General features: G+C 70.2%; 18 protein-coding genes. 10 read left to right on the top strand and 8 right to left on the bottom strand.

All coding sequences use genetic code 11. The annotated features are described in order from the left end of the window. Positions 1 to 58: 58 nt before the first annotated feature. From ACZ5PB_RS41785 to ACZ5PB_RS41770, 4 genes are all read left to right on the top strand, one after another. Positions 59 to 5,260: a DNA repair ATPase gene (locus ACZ5PB_RS41785; protein WP_468698807.1), complete on the top strand. Its 5,202-nt coding sequence runs from the start codon at positions 59 to 61 to the stop codon at positions 5,258 to 5,260. A gap of 54 nt (positions 5,261 to 5,314) precedes the next feature. Next, positions 5,315 to 6,187, top strand: a complete 873-nt coding sequence (locus ACZ5PB_RS41780) for an alpha/beta fold hydrolase (RefSeq protein ID WP_468698806.1) — start codon at positions 5,315 to 5,317, stop codon at positions 6,185 to 6,187. Positions 6,188 to 6,346: 159 nt separating this feature from the next. After that, on the top strand, positions 6,347 to 6,706 hold the full coding sequence (locus tag ACZ5PB_RS41775; RefSeq protein ID WP_468698805.1) for a hypothetical protein: 360 nt from the start codon (positions 6,347 to 6,349) through the stop codon (positions 6,704 to 6,706). A gap of 242 nt (positions 6,707 to 6,948) precedes the next feature. Continuing rightward, positions 6,949 to 7,269 (top strand): STAS domain-containing protein, encoded by a 321-nt coding sequence (locus tag ACZ5PB_RS41770; RefSeq protein ID WP_468698804.1) that lies wholly within the window; start codon positions 6,949 to 6,951, stop codon positions 7,267 to 7,269. Between the two features lie 152 nt (positions 7,270 to 7,421). Here the strand turns inward: ACZ5PB_RS41770 and ACZ5PB_RS41765 are convergent, their stop codons facing one another. From ACZ5PB_RS41765 to ACZ5PB_RS41750, 4 genes are all read right to left on the bottom strand, one after another. Continuing rightward, positions 7,422 to 8,348, bottom strand: a complete 927-nt coding sequence (locus ACZ5PB_RS41765) for a M20/M25/M40 family metallo-hydrolase (RefSeq protein WP_468698803.1) — start codon at positions 8,346 to 8,348, stop codon at positions 7,422 to 7,424. Between the two features lie 285 nt (positions 8,349 to 8,633). After that, on the bottom strand, positions 8,634 to 8,957 hold the full coding sequence (locus ACZ5PB_RS41760; RefSeq protein WP_468698801.1) for a hypothetical protein: 324 nt from the start codon (positions 8,955 to 8,957) through the stop codon (positions 8,634 to 8,636). Positions 8,958 to 9,002: 45 nt separating this feature from the next. Further along, positions 9,003 to 10,931 carry a potassium channel family protein gene (locus ACZ5PB_RS41755; RefSeq protein ID WP_468698830.1) on the bottom strand — a complete coding sequence of 643 codons (1,929 nt, stop codon included), beginning with the start codon at positions 10,929 to 10,931 and terminating at the stop codon, positions 9,003 to 9,005. A gap of 233 nt (positions 10,932 to 11,164) precedes the next feature. After that, on the bottom strand, positions 11,165 to 11,671 hold the full coding sequence (locus ACZ5PB_RS41750; protein ID WP_468698829.1) for a nitroreductase family deazaflavin-dependent oxidoreductase: 507 nt from the start codon (positions 11,669 to 11,671) through the stop codon (positions 11,165 to 11,167). 249 nt (positions 11,672 to 11,920) lie between these two features. Here ACZ5PB_RS41750 and ACZ5PB_RS41745 point away from each other — a divergent pair, with 249 nt between their 5' ends. From ACZ5PB_RS41745 to ACZ5PB_RS41730, 4 genes are all read left to right on the top strand, one after another. Continuing rightward, a complete protein-coding gene (locus tag ACZ5PB_RS41745) occupies positions 11,921 to 12,916 on the top strand; it encodes a PP2C family protein-serine/threonine phosphatase (RefSeq protein ID WP_468698828.1) in 996 nt (331 codons plus the stop codon). A 46-nt stretch (positions 12,917 to 12,962) separates the two neighbouring features. Then, positions 12,963 to 13,526, top strand: a complete 564-nt coding sequence (locus ACZ5PB_RS41740) for a MarR family winged helix-turn-helix transcriptional regulator (protein WP_468698800.1) — start codon at positions 12,963 to 12,965, stop codon at positions 13,524 to 13,526. 165 nt (positions 13,527 to 13,691) lie between these two features. Continuing rightward, positions 13,692 to 14,198, top strand: coding sequence for a CBS domain-containing protein (locus ACZ5PB_RS41735; RefSeq protein WP_468698799.1), 507 nt, complete (start codon positions 13,692 to 13,694; stop codon positions 14,196 to 14,198). 2 nt (positions 14,199 to 14,200) lie between these two features. Beyond that, entirely contained in the window at positions 14,201 to 14,863 is a 663-nt protein-coding gene (locus ACZ5PB_RS41730) for a hypothetical protein (protein ID WP_468698797.1), read from the top strand. 101 nt (positions 14,864 to 14,964) lie between these two features. Here ACZ5PB_RS41730 and ACZ5PB_RS41725 read toward each other — a convergent pair whose 3' ends face one another. Then, entirely contained in the window at positions 14,965 to 15,204 is a 240-nt protein-coding gene (locus ACZ5PB_RS41725) for a ubiquitin family protein (RefSeq protein ID WP_468698796.1), read from the bottom strand. 103 nt (positions 15,205 to 15,307) lie between these two features. Beyond that, positions 15,308 to 15,445 (bottom strand): hypothetical protein, encoded by a 138-nt coding sequence (locus tag ACZ5PB_RS41720; RefSeq protein WP_468698795.1) that lies wholly within the window; start codon positions 15,443 to 15,445, stop codon positions 15,308 to 15,310. A 391-nt stretch (positions 15,446 to 15,836) separates the two neighbouring features. Here ACZ5PB_RS41720 and ACZ5PB_RS41715 point away from each other — a divergent pair, with 391 nt between their 5' ends. Continuing rightward, the gene (locus tag ACZ5PB_RS41715) at positions 15,837 to 17,372 is read left to right on the top strand and encodes an alanine/glycine:cation symporter family protein (protein ID WP_468698794.1); all 1,536 of its coding nucleotides are present in this window, start codon (positions 15,837 to 15,839) and stop codon (positions 17,370 to 17,372) included. 246 nt (positions 17,373 to 17,618) lie between these two features. After that, entirely contained in the window at positions 17,619 to 18,917 is a 1,299-nt protein-coding gene (gene nhaA, locus ACZ5PB_RS41710; protein WP_468698793.1) for a Na+/H+ antiporter NhaA, read from the top strand. Between the two features lie 132 nt (positions 18,918 to 19,049). On the opposite strand, the gene ACZ5PB_RS41705 is transcribed toward nhaA, so the two are convergent. Continuing rightward, complete coding sequence (locus tag ACZ5PB_RS41705) at positions 19,050 to 19,508, bottom strand: hypothetical protein (RefSeq protein ID WP_468698792.1); 459 nt, start codon at positions 19,506 to 19,508, stop codon at positions 19,050 to 19,052. 227 nt (positions 19,509 to 19,735) lie between these two features. Then, positions 19,736 to 20,482, bottom strand: a complete 747-nt coding sequence (locus ACZ5PB_RS41700) for an IS5 family transposase (protein WP_468698791.1) — start codon at positions 20,480 to 20,482, stop codon at positions 19,736 to 19,738. Between the last annotated feature and the right edge of the window lie 234 nt (positions 20,483 to 20,716).

Genomic DNA, 20,716 nt, shown 5'->3' with positions numbered 1-20,716 from the left:
GGCCGTCGGCGCCGATCACTGCCGACCGGCACTCACAGGCACAAGGGAGCTTGATCGCATGAACACCGGAACCGGTACGGGCACGGGCGGCACCGCCGGCGACCCGGTACCTACGGGAGAGCAGGCCGGGGCGGCGGCGAGTGCGCACAGCGGGCCGGGCGCGGGGACGGACAGTGGCGACGGCACGAGCCCCCGTACTCAGAGCCGTCGTTCGGACACCGGCGCCGCCGCCACGAGCAGCACTGCCCCCACGAGCACGGACACCCCGGCCCCGGACCGCGGCACCTACGAAGTCCTCCGCGATCGCCTCTCCGCCCAGGCAGCGGACCTCGCCCGGCGTACCGAAGCCCTGAACGAGGCCCGTATCGCCGAATTCGGCTCCTCCGAGCTGGCCCTCACCAGCACCGAGCACGTCCGCACCCTCGCGCCGAGCCTGCCGAGCGACCTCGTCGCGGTCGGCGACAGCCTGCTCCTGGGCCACCGCCGAGAACCCGCCCCCACGCCAGGACCCCGCGTCGCCGACGTCTTCTCCCTCTACGACCGTACGGGCGCGCAGCTGCCGGACTCGGCCGTCCCCGGGCTCCTCGACGACCCGGCGTTCGTGGCCGCCTTCGACGAGCTGCACCGCTACTTCCAGGGCGCCAGCCTGCTACAACTGAGGTGCGTGGAAGGCAAGTTGCTCGCGGTGTTCCGCACCGGCGAGCGGTCCTCGGATCAGCGGGTGCTGCGCTGGGAGCTGCCACCGGGCGGCGGTGTCCGGTTCCTGGACGCGCAGGGCGAGCGCGACCACGTCACCCCGCCCGCGCACGACGTCACCTGGGTGCCCGCCACCCGCGAGGACCAGATCCCCGGCCGGCACCCGCACCTCTCCCTCGCCGGCGGCGCGCTCTACGTCAGCACCGTCGGCGGGTTCCTGACGGTGAAGACCGAGAACGACACCGAGTCGCCCGACGGCATCCACTCCGAGCCGGTCGCCGAACCCCTCCAGGCGCTCGCCGACGCCGAGGTCGCCCATGCCCGCGTCGGCTCCCTGATCCTGCTGCGCGTACGCCCGTACAAGGAGGACACCACCCGCCACCTGGTCTTCAACCCTCTCACCCGCACCGTCGTCCGCCTCGACGCCCTCGGCCGGTCCTGCCGCAGGCTCCCCGACGACCAGGGTGTCGTCTTCCCCGGCGGGTACGTGCTCGCCTCCGGCCAGGCGAAGACGTTCGACGGGATCGACCCCGAGGGCCTGGAGTTCGAGGGGGAGGTGCGCTCGCCCAACGGCGAGGACGTGCTCTACGCCTACCGCCACCACGACACGGGCCGTACCCTGCTCCTCCCGTACAACCTGATCCGCAAGTCGGCCGCCACTCCGCTCACCGGCGACGGGTTCGCCCTCTTCGACGACGGGGCGCTGGCCGTCCTGCGCGGCAACGGCGAGCCTGGGCGGGTGCACCAGGTGCAGTGGTGGAGCAGCCCGTACGTCTCCGACGTGCACGCGGCAGCCGCGCCCACCGGCTCGGGGCCGCTCGCCCGCATCGGCAACGCCGACCTGGTGCGTGGCATCTCCGACTGCCTGACCGTCGCCCGGCAGGCCACCACGACGACCCCGACGGTCGCGGTGTACGAAGCGCTGGCGGCGACCTGCGCACGGATCACTGACCGGTACCACTGGCTGGGCGAACCGGCTGCGGGCGACCTCCGGACTCAGCTGGCGGAGATACAGGCGACCGCAGGCCAGGTGCTGGAGGAGTTCCGGGCTGTCACCGCACAGACCCGGCAGGCGGGTGAGGCACTCGACACCGCCGCCGCCCGCCTCGCCCGCCTCGTGCGGCAGGTACGCGGCGAGGCACCCGCCACGGCCGAGGAGTGGGTCGGGCGGATCGCCGAACTGCGTACGGCTCAGGGCCGGTTGGTCACGTGCAAGGAGATGCGGTACGCGGACACCGCACGCATCGACGCCATGGCCGAAGATGTCGAACGGGACATCGCCTCGGCGGCGGGACGCGCGGTCGCCTTCCTCGGGCGCGACGACGCGTTCTCCGGATACCACGCGCAGACGGCACAGCAGGCGGCGAAGATTCCCGAAATCACCACCGTCGCCGAGGTGAAACCGCTCGATGACCAGCTGACCGGGCGGGCCGCCGGGCTGCGCACGCTCACCGAGGTCGTCACGGGCCTCGACATCGCGGACGCCACCGTACGCACCGCCATCCTGGAACGGATCGCAGAGGTCCTCGGCGGCATCAACCGCGTGCGGGCCGAGCTGGACGTGCGGCGGCGTGCGCTGCTGGAGGGCGAGGGCCGGGCGGAGTTCGCGGCCGAATCCGCTCTCCTCGGACAGTCGGTGACGGCGGCACTCGCCGGCGCGGACAGCCCCGAGGAATGCGACGCGGCGCTGGCCCGCCTGCTGCTCCAACTGGAGAACCTGGAGGGCAGGTTCACCGAGCACGACGACTTCCTCACCGAGCTCGAACGTCGGCGCACCGAACTCCTCGACACGTTCGCGGCCCGCCGCCAGACCCTCCAGGACACCCGGGCCCGGCGCGCCGAACGCCTCGCTGCCTCCGCCCACCGGGCCCTGGAGGCGCTCACCCGGCGGGCGGCCACCCTCGATTCCGCCGAGGCCGTCACCACGTACTTCGCCTGCGATCCGATGGCCGCCAAGGTCCGCCGCACCGCCGGTCAACTGCGTGAACTCGGCGACCAGGTGCGGGCGGACGAGCTGGTCGGCCGCCTCGGGGCCGCCCGCCAGGAAGCCGCCCGCGCCCTGCGGGACCGCACCGAGCTGTACGCGGACGGCGGGACGACGATCCGCCTGGGCCGCCACCGCTTCGCCGTCGCCACCGGCGAGCCGGAACTCACCCTCGTCCCCTCGGGCGACGACACCATGGTCTTCGCCCTGACCGGCACCGACTACCGTGCCCCGGTCACCGATCCGGCCTTCGCCGCCACCCGCGCCCACTGGTCGCAGACCCTGGCGTCGGAATCCCCGCTGGTCTACCGGGCGGAGTATCTCGCGGTGCGGCTGCTGGCGGAGCACGGGGCGGAGCGGGTGGGGGAGGCGCTCGCGGAGGTGGCGGGGGACGCCGTACCCGCGCTGGTCCGGCAGGCGGCGGAGGCTGCGTACGACGAGGGCTACGAGCGCGGTATCCACGACCACGATGCGACCGCCGTCCTGCGCGCCGTGCTGCGCCTGCACGAGCAGGCGGGTCTGCTGCGTCACCCGGCCGCCGTGCGGGCCACCGCCCAGCTGTTCTGGGCACACGGCACCACCGGGGCCGCGCGCGAACGGTGGCAGCGAGCGGCGGTCTCGCTCGTCCGGGTCCGTGAGACCTTCGGGGCGGCCCCGGCGCTCGATGCGCTGCGGGGTGAGCTGGAAGCTGCGGCAACCGTGTTCGTGACCGGCGCGTCGTGGCCCCTCGGGTCGGAGCCCGGCACGTCGGACGGGCTGTTCGGTTCGGGTTCCGGCATGCCGGTTGAACAGTCCGGTGCGGGAGGCGCTCCGCAACTCGCGCCGTACGCCCTCGCCGCTTACCTCGTGGAGGAACTCGCCCTCGGCGCAGGCTTCGCCACCAGTGCCTCCGCCCGCACTCTGCTCGACAAGTTCCGCCGCAGCCTGGGGTCCTGCCCCTACCAGGCGGACCTCCAGGACTGCCTGGCGGCCGGGGACCTCGCCTCGGCGCACCTGCTGGTCGAGGGCTGGCTCGGCCCGTACGCCGCCGCGTGTGGCGAGGAGGTCGACCCGGGCGACCTCGCCGAAGCCGTCGCCGTCGAACTCTGCCCCGACCTGCCGCGCCGCGACGTCGACGCGGACCTGAGCTGCACCGTCTCCGGCCTGCTCGGCACCCACCCCCGCATCACCCGCGGATCCCTCCCGCTGCGGCTCGACGAATTCCTCGCCCGTACAACCGACTTCGCCACCCGCACGGTGCCCGGCTTCCGCGCGTACCAGAAACTGCGCGGCGAACTGGTCGCAGCCGAACGCACCCGCCTACGGCTCGACGAACACCGCCCCCGCGCCATGTCCTCCTTCGTACGCAACCGCCTCGTCGACGAGGTCTACCTCCCGCTGATCGGCGACAACCTCGCCAAACAGCTCGGCACGGCGGACGGCGGCAGGCGCACCGACCACAGCGGGCTGCTCCTGCTCCTCTCCCCGCCCGGCTACGGCAAGACCACGCTGATGGAGTACGTGGCCGAGCGCCTCGGCATGCTCCTGGTGAAGGTCAACGGACCCGCCCTCGGCCACGACGTCACCTCCCTCGACCCGGCCGAGGCGCCCCACACGGCAGCCCGCAGGGAGATCGAGAAGATCGACTTCGCGCTGACCGCGGGCAACAACGTCCTGCTGTACCTGGACGACATCCAGCACACCTCGCCCGAACTCCTCCAGAAGTTCATCCCGCTGTGCGACACCACCCGCTCCCTGAACGCGCACGACCTGCGCGGCAAGCGGTTTGCCGTATGCATGGCGGGCAACCCGTACACGGAGTCCGGGCAGCGCTTCCGCGTCCCCGACATGCTCGCCAACCGGGCCGACGTGTGGAACCTCGGCGACGTCCTGACCGGCAAGCAGGACGCCTTCGCCGCCAGCTTCGTGGAGAACGCCCTCACCTCCCACCCCGTCCTCGCCCCGCTCGCCGGACACGACCGCGGCGACCTCGACCTCCTCGTACGGCTCGCCGCGGGCGACCCGACCGCTCGCGCCGACCGGCTCACCCACGCCCTCTCCGGCCCTGAACTCAGCCAGGTGCAGGCCGTGTTGAGCCATGCGCTCACCGCCCGGGACACCGTGCTCGCGGTCAACGAGGCGTACATCGCCTCGGCCGCGCAGACCGACGCCTCCCGCAGCGGGCCGCCCTTCCAGCTCCAGGGCTCGTACCGCAACATGAACAAGATCATCCAGCGGATCAGCCCCGCCATGAACGAGGCGGAGCTGACCGCCGTGATCGACGACCACTACCGCAGCGAGGCCCAGACGCTGACCACCGGTGCCGAGTCCAACCTCCTGGAGCTGGCTGCCCTGCGCGGCGTCCTCACCCCCGAACAGGCCGCCCGCCGCGCTGAGATCGCGACCGCGTACGTACGCGAGCAGGCCCTCGGTGGAGCCGGAGACGACGGAGTGGGACGCGCCGTGGCCGCTCTGGCCCTGCTCGCCGACCGCATGGCGGCGGTCGAATCGGCCATCGTCCGGGCGGCCGACCCCCGTCACCTGCTGAACCGGCCGACCGGGCGGCATGCGGCCCGCGCGGAAGCCCCGCCCACGGATTGACCTCTACGCTGCCATGGCGGTTGCCCGGCTCGGGCACCGAGTGAGGAGTTCCCTGTGAAGCCCCTGCGGATCGGCACGGAACTGCCGGTACGGCGCGCCCTGTTGAGCTGCGGCCCGGTGGAGTACCGGCTGGACCGCCGAGGACCCCGCACCGTGGTGATCCTGCACGGCGGCCACATGCGGGCGGGCCTGGCTCTCGGCGAGGAGATGTTCGCCGACCGGGCCCGCACCGTTCTGGTGCCCTCCCGGCCCGGCTACGGCGGGACACCCCTGACGGCCGACGGCACCCCCGCCGGGTTCGCCGACCGCGTGGCAGAGCTGTGCGGGCGGCTCGGCATCGGCCAGGCGGAGGCGGTGGTGGGGATCTCCGCGGGAGGGCCCACTGCGGTGGCACTGGCCGCCCGGCATCCCCGTCTCGCGTCCCGGCTGGTCCTGATGAGCGCGGTGGGCCCGCTGCCCTGGCCCGATGCCCGAATTCGTCGGGCCGCTCGCATCGTGTTCCACCCCGCTGTGGAGGGCGCGGTCTGGGGCGCCGTACGGCAACTGCTGCGCGTCGCACCCGGTACGGGGCTGCGGCTGCTGCTGCGCGACCTGACCACGCTGCCCGCCCGCGACCTGGTCGCCGGACTGCGCCCGGACGAACGGGCGGAACTGCTCGGGCTCTTCTCCCGGATGAGGTCGGGTTCGGGGTTCGTCCACGACCTCGTTCCCGTACCCGATCTCACGGCAGAGGTGGACGTGCCTGCGCTGGTGATCGCATCCCGGCGCGACGGCTCGGTCCCGTTCACCCATGCCGAAACCCTCGCCGCAATGCGGCACGCACAACTGTGGGAGAGCGATGCGGACAGCCACTGCGTCTGGTTCGGCGACGGGTGGCAGGAGACAGTCGCCCGTATCCGCGCCTTCCTCGACACGCCGCACGGCTGACGTGCGGGGCGAGAAGGTCCCGGCGTGGGCAACCTCCCCCGCGGCAGATTCCGGCAGCAGTGACGACGAGCCAATTCCTCCCATGACATGGCAGGCCGTGTGACGTCCTTTCCTCTCGTAGTAGCAGTGCTCGGGCCGTCGTTCATGACGTGGAGAGCGGTGCCGTTCTGGCGCGACCCGCAGCGGGCCGACGCCTTCAGGGTGAGGTTCCCCGTTCTGCCGCTCAGTGACGAGGCCCGCAGGGGTCAGGTCCGCTCTGTTGGGCTGATCGCTGCATTTCTCGGGGGGTACACCGTTGTGCTCTCTGTCGCGCTGACGGAGGCCGAGCAGGCCGTCGGCGGGGCAAAGCTCCTTCCGATGGCGCTGACGATCGTGCTGGTCTTCTTGCTCGTACAGGTCTCCGTCGTGCTGTTCAACCGGCCGAAGTTCGTGGTCACGCCCCATCTGCGCCCCGGTCCCAGCGAGCTGCCCAGCCGTCGCGTGCGTAAGAGGAGTCGCCCTGAGGCGGAAGGCCGCTGAAGGAATCCTGCGCTGCTGGAACCGGCAGGTGCGCTTGGCGGAGGCCGTCTCCGAGGGGTGGTCACCATGCCTGATCGGCGCGGGTCGTCGGGGCAGCGGGAGGAGGAGGGTGTCGGTGGCCCTCGGTCCGGCGAGGCCGTGGCTCACATGCCTACGATGACCACATCACACCTTGCGGGTCGGGTGAGTGGAGTGCCGGGAAGCCTGGTCGGCGTGACTTCGTCGCGTCCGAAAGGCCCAGCATGCACCTGCCGCGTCGGCACCGTCGCACCACACGCCGAACCGTTCGGCCGCATGGAGAACTCACCCGTGACAAGGCCGGTCAGCTGGGCAGGAAGCTGCATGTGGCACTGGACAGTCTCCCGTTGGCTGTCGAAGTGGACTTCTCGGCCGTCACCTACCTCAGCCCCGATGCCTGCGGTCCTCTGCTGAAGGCGGCGGCCGATGCGCAGCGGGCCGGCATTGACCTCGCCTTCACGGGAGTCTCTCCGCATGCCCTGCGGGTCTTCCGTACGCTGGGATTCCATCGTCTCGGTGTCCTGTTCACCACCGCCACGGAATGACCTGAGACGCCGTCGTGGGACCAATGCGCCCCTTCTTTTGCTCCTGGCGCGTGCAGAAGCTGTTACTTCTCCTCTTACTTACGGACAGGATCTGACATCAGGTTCTGGCGGAGCTGAACTGCGGTACATGGGTGAGGCCCGAATGCCGGAGGTCAGGACGCTGTGAGTGGACTGGTGTCGCCGGTGTTCGCGCTCAGGGTCCGCACAGTGGTGAGGACGGCCAAGGCGCCGTGGCGCAGGGCTGTGGGATCGATGCGGCCGTGGGTGTCGCAGCGTTGGTGGTAGCAGGGAATCCACTCGGTGCGCCCGGAAGGCAGGCGGCGCGGGTGGGCCGCGTACATGGAGAAGCCGCCGACGGGGACCTGCGGTGCCCAGGCCAGGAATCCAGCCACGTCCGTGTTGACGATACCTAGCAGGTCACTGGTGACCCGGGCGCCCTCCGCGCTGAGCGCTCGGTGGAGGATCTGCTCGATGCGGCCGGAGCCGGGGGCGGGGTGGATCTTCTCGTACTGGTGGCGCAGGTCGCCGGTGACGGCGGGCAGGGTGGAGCGGTCGCCGTCCACGAGGTGGTGCACCCCGCCGGGGGTGCCGGTCATGTCGATGTTGAGGTATCCGGCCAGCCGGTTGCGCTCTGGTTCGGGAAGGGTGCGGGTGTAGTGGCGGGAGCCTTCGCTGCCGGTCTCCTCGGCGCCCCAGAACGCGAACCGCACCGTGTGGTGCGGGGGCGGTGATTGCCGGGCGATGTGGCGGGCCGCCGCGAGGATGGCGGCGACACCGGTGCCGTTGTCGTTGATCCCGGGACTGTGCTCGGCGCTGTCCAGATGCGCGCCGACCACCACAACCTGGTGGGAGCGTCCGGGTACATCAGCCCACAGGTTCTCGGCGCGGCGGCCCTTCCTGGTGGTGAACGGCTGGTGGCGCACGGTCAGACCGGCAGCGCGCAGTTGACCGACGACGTAGCTGGCGGAGGCGTCGAAACCGGGAGTGCCCGAGGCCCGGGTGCGGTGATGGGTGTCGGCGATCCGCTGGAGGGCGGACACTGTACGCGCCGCATCGTCGGCAACCGACCTCTTGGTCACGGAGGACAGCGGGGGAACCGGCTCCACGGCTGGTACGGGCTGGCTACGGTCTGTGGTGCAGCCGGACGAAGCCAGGAGAAGCAGCAGCAGAAGGAAGGACCGGGCGGGGTGGACGGTGGTGAGGGCGGGCATCATCGTCCTTTATAGCCGCCCCGGGCTCCCGCGCCGGGCTCCCATGCCGAGGACAGGGGGAAATCCCGCCGACCCGGGGGCGCAGAGCGATGTCATGCCCAGGCGACGTCGGGGCCGACGGGGCAGGGCCGTCCCCCGCGGACCGCCGGCACGTCAACCGTTGTCGGTCCGGATGGAACCGCGACGTACCCCTGCGCGCAGATCGGAAGCGATCATCAGGGCGATCGCCACGCAGACGGCGACGATGCCGATGTACGCCCCAGTCCGCACGGACAGTGCCGAAGCATCAAGTGCGCGCGGGAGCGTCGAGGACAAGACCGAGCCGTATGCGATCACGGCAGCCGCCCCCAGCAGACGGCCGTGCGCGCGTACCGCCCGCAGTGGTCCGGGATGGCGGCCGGCCAGCATCAGGATGCCCGGCAACAGGAGCGCCAGGGTCCCCGCGAGGAGCACGGCCTGGCCCGCTGTCGCGCTCATGATCGGTGTCCCCACGGTCCCGCCTTCGGTAAATGTGCGTCCATCCTAGGCATCGCCCGGTGCTCTTGCCGGTTCGGGGCTGGGCCCCCGCCCCAGGAGTTCGGCGAGGCCGCCCCGGGTGGTGGCCAGCACTACCCGGTCCTGTGCGCGCAGTACATAGCCGGGGTGCAGGTCCCACACCAGCGAGGAGGCATGCCCTGGGCGGTCTGTGCCGTGCGGGGAGGCGAGATCCGGGAGGCGGTCCGGCGGGGACGTCGCGTCCAGGGCCAGGACGCGCCAGGCTCCGGGGCGGGAGGTTTCGGCGATCGTCCGGCCTTCGAGGTGCGGGTGACCCGCCACGTCCAGGGCGGCGAACAGCAGCACGCGCCGCTCAATGGGGATGGCACCCAGTACCTGTCGGCCCATCATCGCTCCGGCGAAGGCCGGGGCGGCCAGGCTGGAGACGCTGCGGCTGCGGGTCAGGGCGCCGGGGTGCGCGGCGCGCAGGGTGCGGTAGACGGCGGTCGCGAAGTCGTCGTCGTACAGGCGCATGGCCACCCGCAGGTCCGGCTTGAGGGACCGGGCGACCAGGGTGGCCTCCAGGTTCGTCGTGTCCGCACTGGTCAGGGCGAGGAAGGCCCGGGCACGGTGGGCCTTCGCGGCCTCCAGGACGCCGTCCTCGGTCACGTCTCCGAGGATGACAGGAACGCGCAGCCGGCGGGCGACCGCCATGCCCCGGGCTTGCGGGTCTGCCTCCACGCAGACGACGGGAATGCCCAGTTCCCGCAGCCGGGAGAGTACCCGGGTGCCGACCTTCCCGAGCCCGAGTAGGACGACGTGTCCGGACAGGCCGCGTGGCGGACGCCGTGGTGCGGTGCTGCTGCGGAAGGCGCCGAGTGCTTCCAGGATGCCGGCGACGAGCAGGGGCAGCAGCAACAGCCCGGCGAAGCCGGACAGGATCTGGAGGATCTGCACGCCTGCGGGCTCGTCGACGGCTGGGTCGTTGATGGCGAAGATGTTGAGCAGTGTCAGGTAGGCGGAGTGCAGCGGGTGATCGTCGGTGATCTTCCACGCGGCGAGGGTGAGGGCCAGTACGACACCGATCGCCCCCGCGAGGGACCAGCGGAACCGGCGTGAGAACAGCTCTCCCAGCGGAACCCCGCGACTGGTCGCACGGCGTAGTCGGGCCCGGCGTGCGCCTGGTTCGGGAAGGTGCGTGAGGGTCTCCAGGACGACCGTGCCCCGGCCGGTGGCCGCGGTCACGGACCGTTCGTCCGGCAGGAGCTGGGGCCCGGCGCTCCCGCTGGCGTCCGATCCCTCGGTGCCCGCCGGGTCCGCCGTGGTGGACGACAGCAGCGCCAGCGTGCACAGCCCGGGGCTGGCGACTTGTCCACGGCCGGGCGGTGTGCGTTCCACCGCGCGCAGCAGCAGCCCGCCCGCGTGCACGATCTTGCTGCTGCCCGCGACCGCCGCCGCGGCGAGCGCGGGCGCCGCAGTGTCGACGTCCGAGAGCACGGTCGTGGAAGCGTCCAGCGCCGCCTGGTCCAGGTCCGGCGCGGCAACCACGGCGGCCTGGTCGAGGAGTTCCTCCAGATGCTGGCCGAGTCTGCGGTTGTAGAGGCGGATGACCAGCCGCAGTCTGGGGTTGAGCCTTCGGGCGGCGAGCGCGGCCCGGATGTTGCGTTCATCGTCGTCGTACACCAGAGCCAGCGCCGCCGCCATATCCGCGCCCGCCCCGAGAAGGACCTCCTGGTCCGGTTCCGCCGCCTCCATGACCCGTACTCCGGCGGGTACGTCCGGGCCCGCCGCTGACCCGGCCGCGCCGCGTCCCACCGCCGCGGAGAAGCGGCCGACGAGAGCGGACACCCTCCCGCCCGCAGGCAGCCCAACTCCCCCCGAACCAGAGGGAACCACCAGCGTCACACGCTCCGCGTACACACCGCTCAGCTCGACGGCCAGCCGCCGCGCCAACGCGTCGTCCCCGCAGACGACCATCCCTCCCACGTATGCGTCCCCCGACGGCCGACGGACGTACTGACTTGGCACTGGCATACGACGACCGCAACTCCCCTGATCCGCCCGGAGCTTACCCGTCCGGCACGCTCCAGAGGATCTTCCCTGCCGCCGCGGCGGACCACCAGGCTCTCTGTGAAAACTCCGCTCTCCTGCGACCCGCAGATCGCTTCGGTGAGGAAGGGACAGGCCGGGCTTCCCCGCTCGGACTGCGTTCAGTGGGCAGTCGGCCCCTCCTGTCTGGGTGTCAACTCCAAACGTACGAAGGGAATCTGTTCACCCGCCGCCCGGAAAGTCTCCGTGCTTCCGTCGGTGGGGAAACCCATGTACGAGCAGAGGAGGCGCGCGGCGCGGGGGTGCTTCGGGGCGTACTCCGCCATGATCCTTCCGCCTTCGGCCGGGTCGAGGAAGCGGGCTGTCACCGGGTAGCGCCTGCGCCCGATCGTGATGACCGCCTGAGGGCTGTGGCGGAGGTTGCGGTACCACTGAGCTTTCGGGCCGAAGCCGGAGGCGAGGGTCCAGGTCCTGCGCCGCGGGTCGTGCGCGACCACTTCGAGAACGGTCTGCCGGGGCAGGCCCGACGTGCGTCCCGTGTGTGTGAGCAGCAGCAACCGGCCCAGGAAGACCGGACCGAGGCCGATCTTGAAGAGGTGAACCGGCAGTCGGGCGAGGATTCTGCGGGTTCCGGTGGGGAGCTTCGGACGTCGCGGGCCGGGGGACATCGCAGGCAGGGACGACACGGCGCAGATCTCACTCGCGACGTGGGCGGGCTGAGGGGAACGACCGGGCCTCGATCGGGTAACGGTGAACGGCCCGATTGCTTCGGCAGGGAAACCTTTGCATAGTCTCACTGTTTGAAAGGGGCATCAATGGGACGTGACAGAGCCGTCGGCCGTACCGCGGGGCCACCCGAGGAGGAGGCTGTACAGAGGCCGGAGCCCCGGTCGCTGGACTTGCTGCCGTGGGCTGTGATGGGCCTGGTGGCTCTGGTGGATCTGTCGACGGGGCCGGAGGTCGGGCTGCTCCCCTTGGTGTCGCTGGGACCGGCCTTCGCGGGGCTCTCCGGCGGATGGCGGCGCACAGCCGTGACCGGTGGTTGTGCGCTCGTGCTGTGCTGCGTACTGGGTCTGTACGACGGCCTGTTCCAGCAGGCCCGTGGTTTCGCGGCCCTGGGGTCGGTGGTGGGGGTGACCGCGGCCGGGGTGGCTGCGGCGGTGGCACGCGGGCGCCGGGCGGCAGAGCTTGCGGAAGTACGGTCGGTCGCCGAGGTCGCGCAGCGGGTCCTGCTCCGGCCGGTGCCCCGTACTGCGGGGCCGCTGCGGGTGGCCGTCTCCTACACGTCGGCGGTCGCGCACGCCCGTATTGGGGGAGATCTGTACGAAGTCGTGGCAGGTCAGGACCGGGTGCGAGTGATCGTCGGGGACGTCCAGGGCAAAGGGCTGGAGGCGGTGGAAACGGCCGCCCTCGTCCTTGGCGCCTTCCGGGAGGCAGCACACGACGAAGCCGATCTGGCGGGGGTCGGCGCCCGGGTGGAGCGGTCCTGCGCACGCGTGCTGCGGGACGAGAAGTTCGTCACCGCCGTGTTGGCCGAGATCGCACCGGGGCGCGTCACCTTCCTCAACTACGGCCACCCCGCACCCCTGCTCCTCCGCGCGGACGAACAAGCCTGCTTTCCCGAACCGCCCCAGTACGCGCCCCCCTTGGGCCTCGGCCTGGGCACCACCGTGCAACCTCAGGCCTTTCAGGTTGACTTCCACCCGGGGGACCAGCTGCTCCTGCACACCGACGGCGTCACCGAGGCCCGCGACACGGCAGGTGCCTTCTACCCTCTGGCCGCCCGCGTGCGGTTCCTCAAGGACCCGGACCCAGAGGCCGCGCTCGATGCCCTGCGGAGGGATCTGATGCAGCACACCGGCGGTCCGCTGCACGACGACGCGGCCATGCTGCTGCTGCGTCATCGCCCGTAGGCGACCTGGCGCGGCCTCCCCCGTCCGGTCACGGTACAAAGAAGGCATGGTCGAGAAGGCGAGCGCAGCGGTAAATCCGGACGTGGCCGCCGGAGGTGGGACTCCGGCGGCGAGTGACATCGACGCGGTGACCCGGGCCGTGCTCACCGCGTCGCGTGTGCTGGTGGGTGTCTCCGCGAGGTCGCTCGCCTCGGTGGAGGACAAGGTCACGCTTCCTCAGTTCCGCCTTCTCGTCGCGCTCTCCACCCGCGAGGCGGCCAAGCTGGTGGTGCTGGCCGATCTCCTCGGCGTCGCTCCCTCGACGGCGATGCGCATGACGGACCGCCTCATCGCGGTCGGCCTTGTGGACCGGCGGGTGAACCCGCGGAGCCGCCGGGAGACGCTCCTGGCACTGACCCTGGAGGGTCGACGGCTGGTGGAGGAGGTGACCGCACGCCGCCGTGAGGCGATTACCGCGATCGTGGAGCAGATGGACCCGGACCAGCGGGTGGCGTTGCTCGATGCGCTCGTGGCGTTCAGCGAGGCCGCCGCCGAGCCACCGGTCACCGCGGAGCTGGACGTGCCGTATCCGCTGGGCTGGCCGGCCACAAACCCACAGCCCCTGGACTGAGCTGCTGTTCGGCTGATGCGAGCGGGGTGCGAAGGTGCCAGTGAGCCTCCCGCGAACCCTTGCTCTGTGCAAAGATTGTCCGGTGGAAGCGCCGTGTGCGCTTCCTGGTGAGCCGGGAAGTCTGGTCGGCATCCCTACCCCCGCATGTTTCACACGGGAGCGATCATGCACGCCGGCGATCTGGCACAGCCCTGCACGACTTTGCCCTGGGACTGTGATGCCCTCGAAGCGGCGCAGGCGCTGGCCTTCGGCAACGATCCGTACCTGGTCCTCGTATCCGCGGACGGCACCCCCCGACGGGTGCTGCACGGAACGGAGTTCATCCGGCTGGTGCTGCCCGAGTTCGTCGTGGCCCAGCCGGGCCTCACCGCCCTGTACGGTCTCGACGGGCCCAGCCGCTTGAAAGAGACGCTGGCGGGCCGCCGGATCGGCCCTTGCCTCGCAGCCCCGGCAGGCCGCCCGCTCGTCGTGACACCGTCGGCCACACTCACCCAGGTGATGCTCGGACTCGTCGGCAGCGGAAGCCAGTTGGCCGTGGTGGTCAGCCAGGAGCGCGGTACCGCGGAAGTGACAGGCGTGATCACCGCACGGGACTTGCTGTCCCGCGTGCTGTCGCCGCCAGGCGGACAGGTTGAGCCGCTACGGAACCGCTGCGCGCCGACAAATCCCTGACCGTGCCCGGACGCAGACCCCGCGGGCTGGTGGACACGCTCTTCGGCCCGGCACGCTACGGGGCCCGCCCACCGCGGTGGCTGGTGCGCGAGGCCGCGACGGTGTCCGCCGTGGCCGCAGCGGCCGTGCTTCTCACCGGAGTTGGGGGAGCACTGGCTGCTCTGCCCGCGACAACGGCCGGAATGATTGCCTCGATCGTCCTCTGTGGCGTCCTGCTCTACCTCGCCGTGATCCGCGCGGGACGTCTTCTCGTGGGGCTGGTGGCGGTGTTCGGACTGCTCCTGTCGTTCCACGTACCGCGCACAGCAGGCGAAGCGGTTCTTGCCCGGTACGGCCGGTCGCAGGACGTCGTCGTGACTGCGGTGGCGGACAGCGGCGCCCCGGGGAGCAGGCCCACGCGCCGCTACTGTTCGGTCGCGCGGGCCGACGGTACGCCGGTGGCAGTGAGGCTGTGGCGCGGGTGCGGGCCCGCTGTCGAACCAGGCGACTGGATCGCCATGCTGGCAGATCCCGCGGGACGGGTCGCACCCCGCGGGCTCACCCCGGACAGGAGCGCACTGGGGGCTGCGGCTGAGTGCGGGCTGCTGATGTCCGCCTTCATGCTGCTGTGCTTCGTCACCGTGCTCCGGTCCTGCCGGCTTCCCGAAGGGGAGTCCGCGCGCTGAGGCGTGCGCCACCGCCACGGACATGGCGGCGGTTCCGGCGCTCACGCATCGTCCGTGCGCCGTGCCCGCACACGGAGGGTGCACGGGCCCGCGGCCACGACTCACACCCCGGCGCCTTCCGCCAGGAGGAGGTCGTTGTCGTCCAGCTTGAGTTCGTGAGGAGTGGACGTGGACATCAGCCGGGTTCCTTCGTAGCTGAGACTGATGGCCTCGTGGGCCTGCCCGGTTTCATCCGCGTAGCGCTGCACCACACCGTGGAACGGGTCTGTGGTGTTTACCCGGAGAACGGTCTCGTTGCCTTCGCCATCACGGATTCGCAGATGTATGTAACTGTCGCTCATGAAGGGGCCTTCCGTGGAGGTGTGGGGCCGACCGGGCGCACACGATCTCTTCCTGCCCGCCGGGCCGAGCAGGACACCCGTGCGTCGGCCGCTCCCGATGCGGTCACTTACTCGGCCCGGCGACGGCGGGCCCGCAGGTCGTCGGCGCAGGCCGCGAGAACGGCTGGTGGCCGACACAGAGCATGGCCAAGGATCGCAGCCGCAGCCGCAGCGGCATCCACGGCGAGTCACGCAGGTCCATGAGTGGGCTCCCTCCCCTGTGCGGCGTCCCTGCCGCCTCTCTTTGCGCAACGAGCGGCTGCCGAGGCCCCGCCCGCTGACGGCGCGCCCTTGGCTGCCGACGTCCGAGGGCGGGGTGAACGGTGTTCTTGCCCTACCGGAACCGGAATCCACCGCGCCGAATGTGATGTGCATCACTAAAGATGAGGTAAAGCTCATGGTAGAACTACGCAACTCGACAAGCGCCGTGTTTCAGCCGCTGAAAACAGGCCGCCTCGGGTGGTGCTCACGGGAGCACTCCTGCGCAGAGGCGCCTGTGCCCCCCACCGTCGGGCCAACGCCGTTCACCGACCGGCCGCACTTCTTCCCGCCGCAACCCCCACGCGCGGGCACCGCACCACCAGGGAGCCATCGTGTCACTCGACTCCATTACCGAATCCATCGACGACGCGATCAGCGGATTCTTCGAGCCCATAGCCGGCTGGCTCGGGGACATCGTCTTCTACGCCGTCCCTGTCGGAGGCACGGACCTTCCTCTGATCGTTGCCTGGCTGGTCATCGCCGGCCTGGTATTCACTGGCTGGTTCGGATTCGTCCAGATCCGCAAATTCCGTCTTGCCATCGGCATCGTGCGGGGCAAGTACGACGAGAAGGGCTCGGCCGGAGAGGTCAGTCACTTCCAGGCGATGACCGCGGCCGTTTCCGGGACGGTGGGCCTCGGCAACATCGCCGGCGTGGCCGTCGCCGTGTCCATCGGCGGGCCCGGTGCGACGTTCTGGATGGTCCTGTGCGGCCTGCTGGGCATGGCCACCAAGTTCGTCGAGGTAACCCTCGGCGTGAAGTACCGGGAAGTGCATCCCGACGGCACGGTCTCCGGCGGCCCGATGCACTACCTGCCCAAGGGGTTGGCGGAACGTTTCGGCAGCAAGGGCAAGAGGCTCGGCAAGGTCCTCGCCGTACTCGCGTCCGTCATGATCCTCTTCTTCGGTCTCTTCGGCGGCAACCTCTTCCAGGTCAACCAGTCCTACGCGCAGCTGGTCTCCGTCACCGGCGGCGAGGACGGCCTCATGGGCTCCTCCGCAGGCGCCCTGTTCTTCGGCATCCTCGTTGCCGCACTCGTCGGCATCGTGCTGCTGGGCGGCATCCGCTCCATCGCCAACGTCACCAGCAAACTCGTACCCGCCATGGCCGGCATCTACATCGTGGCCTGCCTCGTCGTCATCCTCGTGCACGTCACCGCCGTCCCGGCGGCCATCGGCACGATCATTGAGGGTGCCTTCAACCCCGAGGGGGTGGCGGGCGGTGTGCTCGGTGCGCTGATCATCGGTTTCAAGCGGGCAGCGTTCTCCAACGAGGCCGGACTCGGCTCGGCCCCGATCGCCCACTCCGCGGTCAAGACCAAGCACCCCGCCAGCGAGGGCCTGGTCGCCCTGCTGGAGCCGTTCATCGACACCGTCGTCATCTGCACCATGACCGCACTGACCATCGTCATCGCCAATCCGGCCAGCTGGGGCGAAGCACGCGGCGGCGAGTCGATCGGCGGCGTGACCATCACCTCCGACGCGTTCGCCACGGTGCTTCCCTGGTTCCCGTACATCCTCACCGTCGCGGTCATGCTCTTCGCCATCTCGACCGTGCTCACCTGGGGCTACTACGGGCTCAAGGCATGGACGTACCTCTTCGGACGCAGCAGGCTCAGCGAACTGACCTACAAGGTCGTCTACACCCTGTTCGCCATCGCCGGATCACTGCTCACCCTCCAGACGCTGATCGACATGGCCGACGCCGTCCTCTTCCTCCTCGCCGTCATCAACATCATCGGCCTGTACCTGCTGGCCCCGGTCGTCAAGCGCGAACTGAACTCCTTCCTGGAATTCGCCCGCACCCGCAAAGCCAGCCACGACAACGAGACCACCACGGCCCAGGCGCCGAGGGAAACCGTCCGCTGACCGCACGAACGAACCGCCCCCTGCGGGTCCGTGGGCGCCCGCCCCACGGACCCGCCCATCACCCCGGCCACTCTTCCCGCAGACGGGACGTGGTCTGGCCGGGAACGCGTACGGCACATAGGCTGTAAGGAACGCGTCAACGACCCGCCCCGTCGGCGGCCTCCGACGCGCGGTGTGCCGGGAAGTCTGGTCGGCGTCCGGGGGCTCATGCGCCCCGAAACCGACAACACATGAAGGCTCACATCCATGGCTGCCGCCCCCCGCGAACGTTCCCCTTTCCTCGGTCTGCTCCCCTTGCCGGAACGCAACGCGGTCAGCAGAGCCCTGCGGACAGAGACCACGGGCGGCCTGGTGCTCCTCGCCGCAGCAGTCCTCGCACTGATCTGGGCGAACACCCCGTGGAGCGGCGCGTACGAGTCGATACGCGACTTCCACTTCGGCATACCCGCACTCGGCCTCGACCTCTCCGTCGGTCACTGGGCCTCCGACGGCCTGCTCACCGTCTTCTTCCTCGTGGCCGGGGCCGAACTGAAACGCGAACTCGTCGTCGGTGAACTACGCACTCCCGCCACCGCAGCGCTGCCGGTCATCGCTGCCGTCTGCGGCATGATCGTGCCGGCGGCGCTGTACCTGGCAGTCTCCACGGCCGGCGGCGGCAGCCACGCAGGCTGGGCCGTACCCATGGCCACCGACATCGCCTTCGCCCTGGCCGTCCTCGCGGTCCTCAGCACCCACCTGCCTGCTGCGTTGCGTGCCTTCCTGCTCACCCTCGCTGTCGTCGACGACCTGGGCGCGATCCTCGTCATCGCCGTCTTCTTCACCAGCGGCCTGAACTTCGCGGCCCTCGGCGCGGCCTTCGCCGGTCTCCTCGTCTTCTACGCACTGCAGCGCTTCCGCATACGCGGCTGGTGGTGGTACGTCCCGCTCGGCATCGCCATCTGGGCACTGATGTACAACAGCGGCGTCCACGCCACCGTCGCCGGCGTCGCCATGGGCCTGATCCTGCGCACCACCCGGGACAAGGGCGAGTCCGCCTCGCCCGCCGAGCGCACCTCCCACCTGCTGCACCCGGTCTCTGCGGGCGTCGCGGTTCCCCTCTTCGCCCTCTTCGCTGCCGGCGTGAGCGTGTCGGCTGCCTCGCTCGGCGAGGTTCTCACCCGCCCCGAACCACTGGGTGTCGTGCTGGGACTCGTGATCGGCAAGATCCTGGGGATCTTCCTCGGCACCTACCTCGCCGTACGCTTCACCCGCGCTCAGCTCAACTCTGACCTCGCCTGGGCAGACGTCTTCGCACTGGCGGTCCTCGCCGGGATCGGCTTCACCGTCGCCCTACTGATCGGCGAACTGGCCTTCCCCGACCCCACAGCCGCCGAACACATCAAGGCAGCCGTCCTCCTCGGTTCGCTGATCGCCGCAGCGCTTGCCGCCTTCCTCCTCAGGCGACGCAATGGCATCTACCGCCGCCTGTACGAGGAGGAGAACCGCGACGACGACCAGGACGGCATCCCGGACGTCTACCAACGTGCCCGTGCCATCGACGGGTGAAGGGTTCCCCTGCGGCGGCAGGCTCATCCGCCCTTGCCTTTGTTGCCGGCAAGTCCTGAACCTCTCTGCACAGGAGCTGCGACGTCTGCCGCTTACCTGCTGCCACCGGCGCTCTCGCGGCGCAGGGTTGATTCAGACGTCAGCTGAGTGGGACCAGCGCTCCTGGAGAAGGACCAGCTTCTGCTCGAACTCCGCATCCCACATCCGGTTGGTGAAGGCCCCAGGAATCGCAAGCGAGCGACCACGCACCCGGACCGTCCGCAACTCCCACCAAGACCCACCGGTTACCTGATGCTCCCTCTTCTCCACCCCGGCGACCTCACTCCACGGAATCGAGCGCCGACTCACGAAGGTCCGGAACTCCATGCCGCTCGCGGTAAGGAGCGTTCGCCCGTAACCACGATTGACCATGTAGAAGGTTGAAGCCGCCCAGGTCACGCCCACTCCCATGCCCCACCCCCAGCGGTTCGACGACGGTGCGGAGAAGATCATGGCTACGGCTGCCCCGGCAAACACCAAGGTCAAGAAACCGGTCCACCACCAGTTCCGGCTCCGAGCAGCATCACTGAGACCGATCCACGCATCGGGCATGCAAATGATGCTACCGACGTGTGCGTACGAACAACGAGCACGCGGCTTGCCAAGTTGAGTTCCTGGGCACGTCGTGGGAACACTGACCGCGCGACCTCCTCCCGGCAGTCCATGTTCGATGCTGGCCGACGGGACAACCGAAGCCCCCAGAAGGGGCTTCCTGGGAGCTGGCGGATATGGCTGACTGTGTCGCCGTCGGGCGATCAGCGTCCGGGACTGAGCCTCTTTCATCCTGAATAGTCGCAGGTCAGTAGCGTGTGGACGGCTTGGATGATGGTTCCGATGCGGCGGGTGGAGCATCTGGCCCGCCGGAGCAGTCGCCAGGACTTCAGTGGCGCGAAGGCGCGTTCGCCGGGAGCCCTGAGGTGGGCGTGTGCGCGGTTGAACTGCTGGTAGTGCTCGGGTTGTTCGCGGTGGTGGTAGTACGGCGTGCGGAAGGTGGCGCCGGCACCCTGGTAGGCGCGGTCGGCGAGGACGAGGATCTGCCGGGTGAGGCACGCCTGGACGATGCCGTGCGCGCGGGCTGACGTCAGGTCGTGAGTGCGGCCGGGTGTCGCGCGGGAGAACCACAGCGGTGTCCCGTCCGGCCGGGCGATGACCTGCACGTTCATGCCGTGCATGCGGTGTTTCTGCGAGTAGTACGGCTGGTCTGCGCGGATCCGGTCGGTGGGGATGAGGGTGCCGTCGACAATGACGTGGTCGCCCTCGCCGAGGCCGGTGAGGGCTTCGTGCAGGCCGGGCGCCCAGGAGGCCAGGACATCGAGGGTCTCGTCGACGTATCGCCAGGCGGTGGCTTGAGATATCCCGAAACCGGCCCCGAGCTGGGCGAACGTCTCGTTCTTACGCAGGTGGACCAGCGTGAGCAGTACCTGTTTGAAGCAACCGAGCTTGCGCCACCGGGTGTTGCGGACCCGACGGTGCTCGTACAGCAGCCAGGAGACATGCTCGACGAGCTCGTGCGGGACACCGAGCATGGCAGGATACGGAACCAACAGGGCCCCTCAAGTCGCCGGTGCGATGAGTGAGATCACCACGCCAACGACGAGGGGCCCTGCCTCGTCACCACACCCGCTGACCAGCCTCTTTCACCCTGGCGAGACAGGATGAAAGAGGCTCCATGGCTGCGTTGTCGCCTGCCGCCCCGACCCGCCCTATCGATCCGGCCATCCGGTGTCTGCTGAGCGCATGGACGAATTTCCGGGACCGGA

This window comes from Streptomyces sp. NPDC032721, assembly GCF_055579625.1.
The sequence above is the reverse complement of the archived record's forward strand: the minus strand, read 5'-3'. Positions and strand labels throughout refer to the sequence as shown.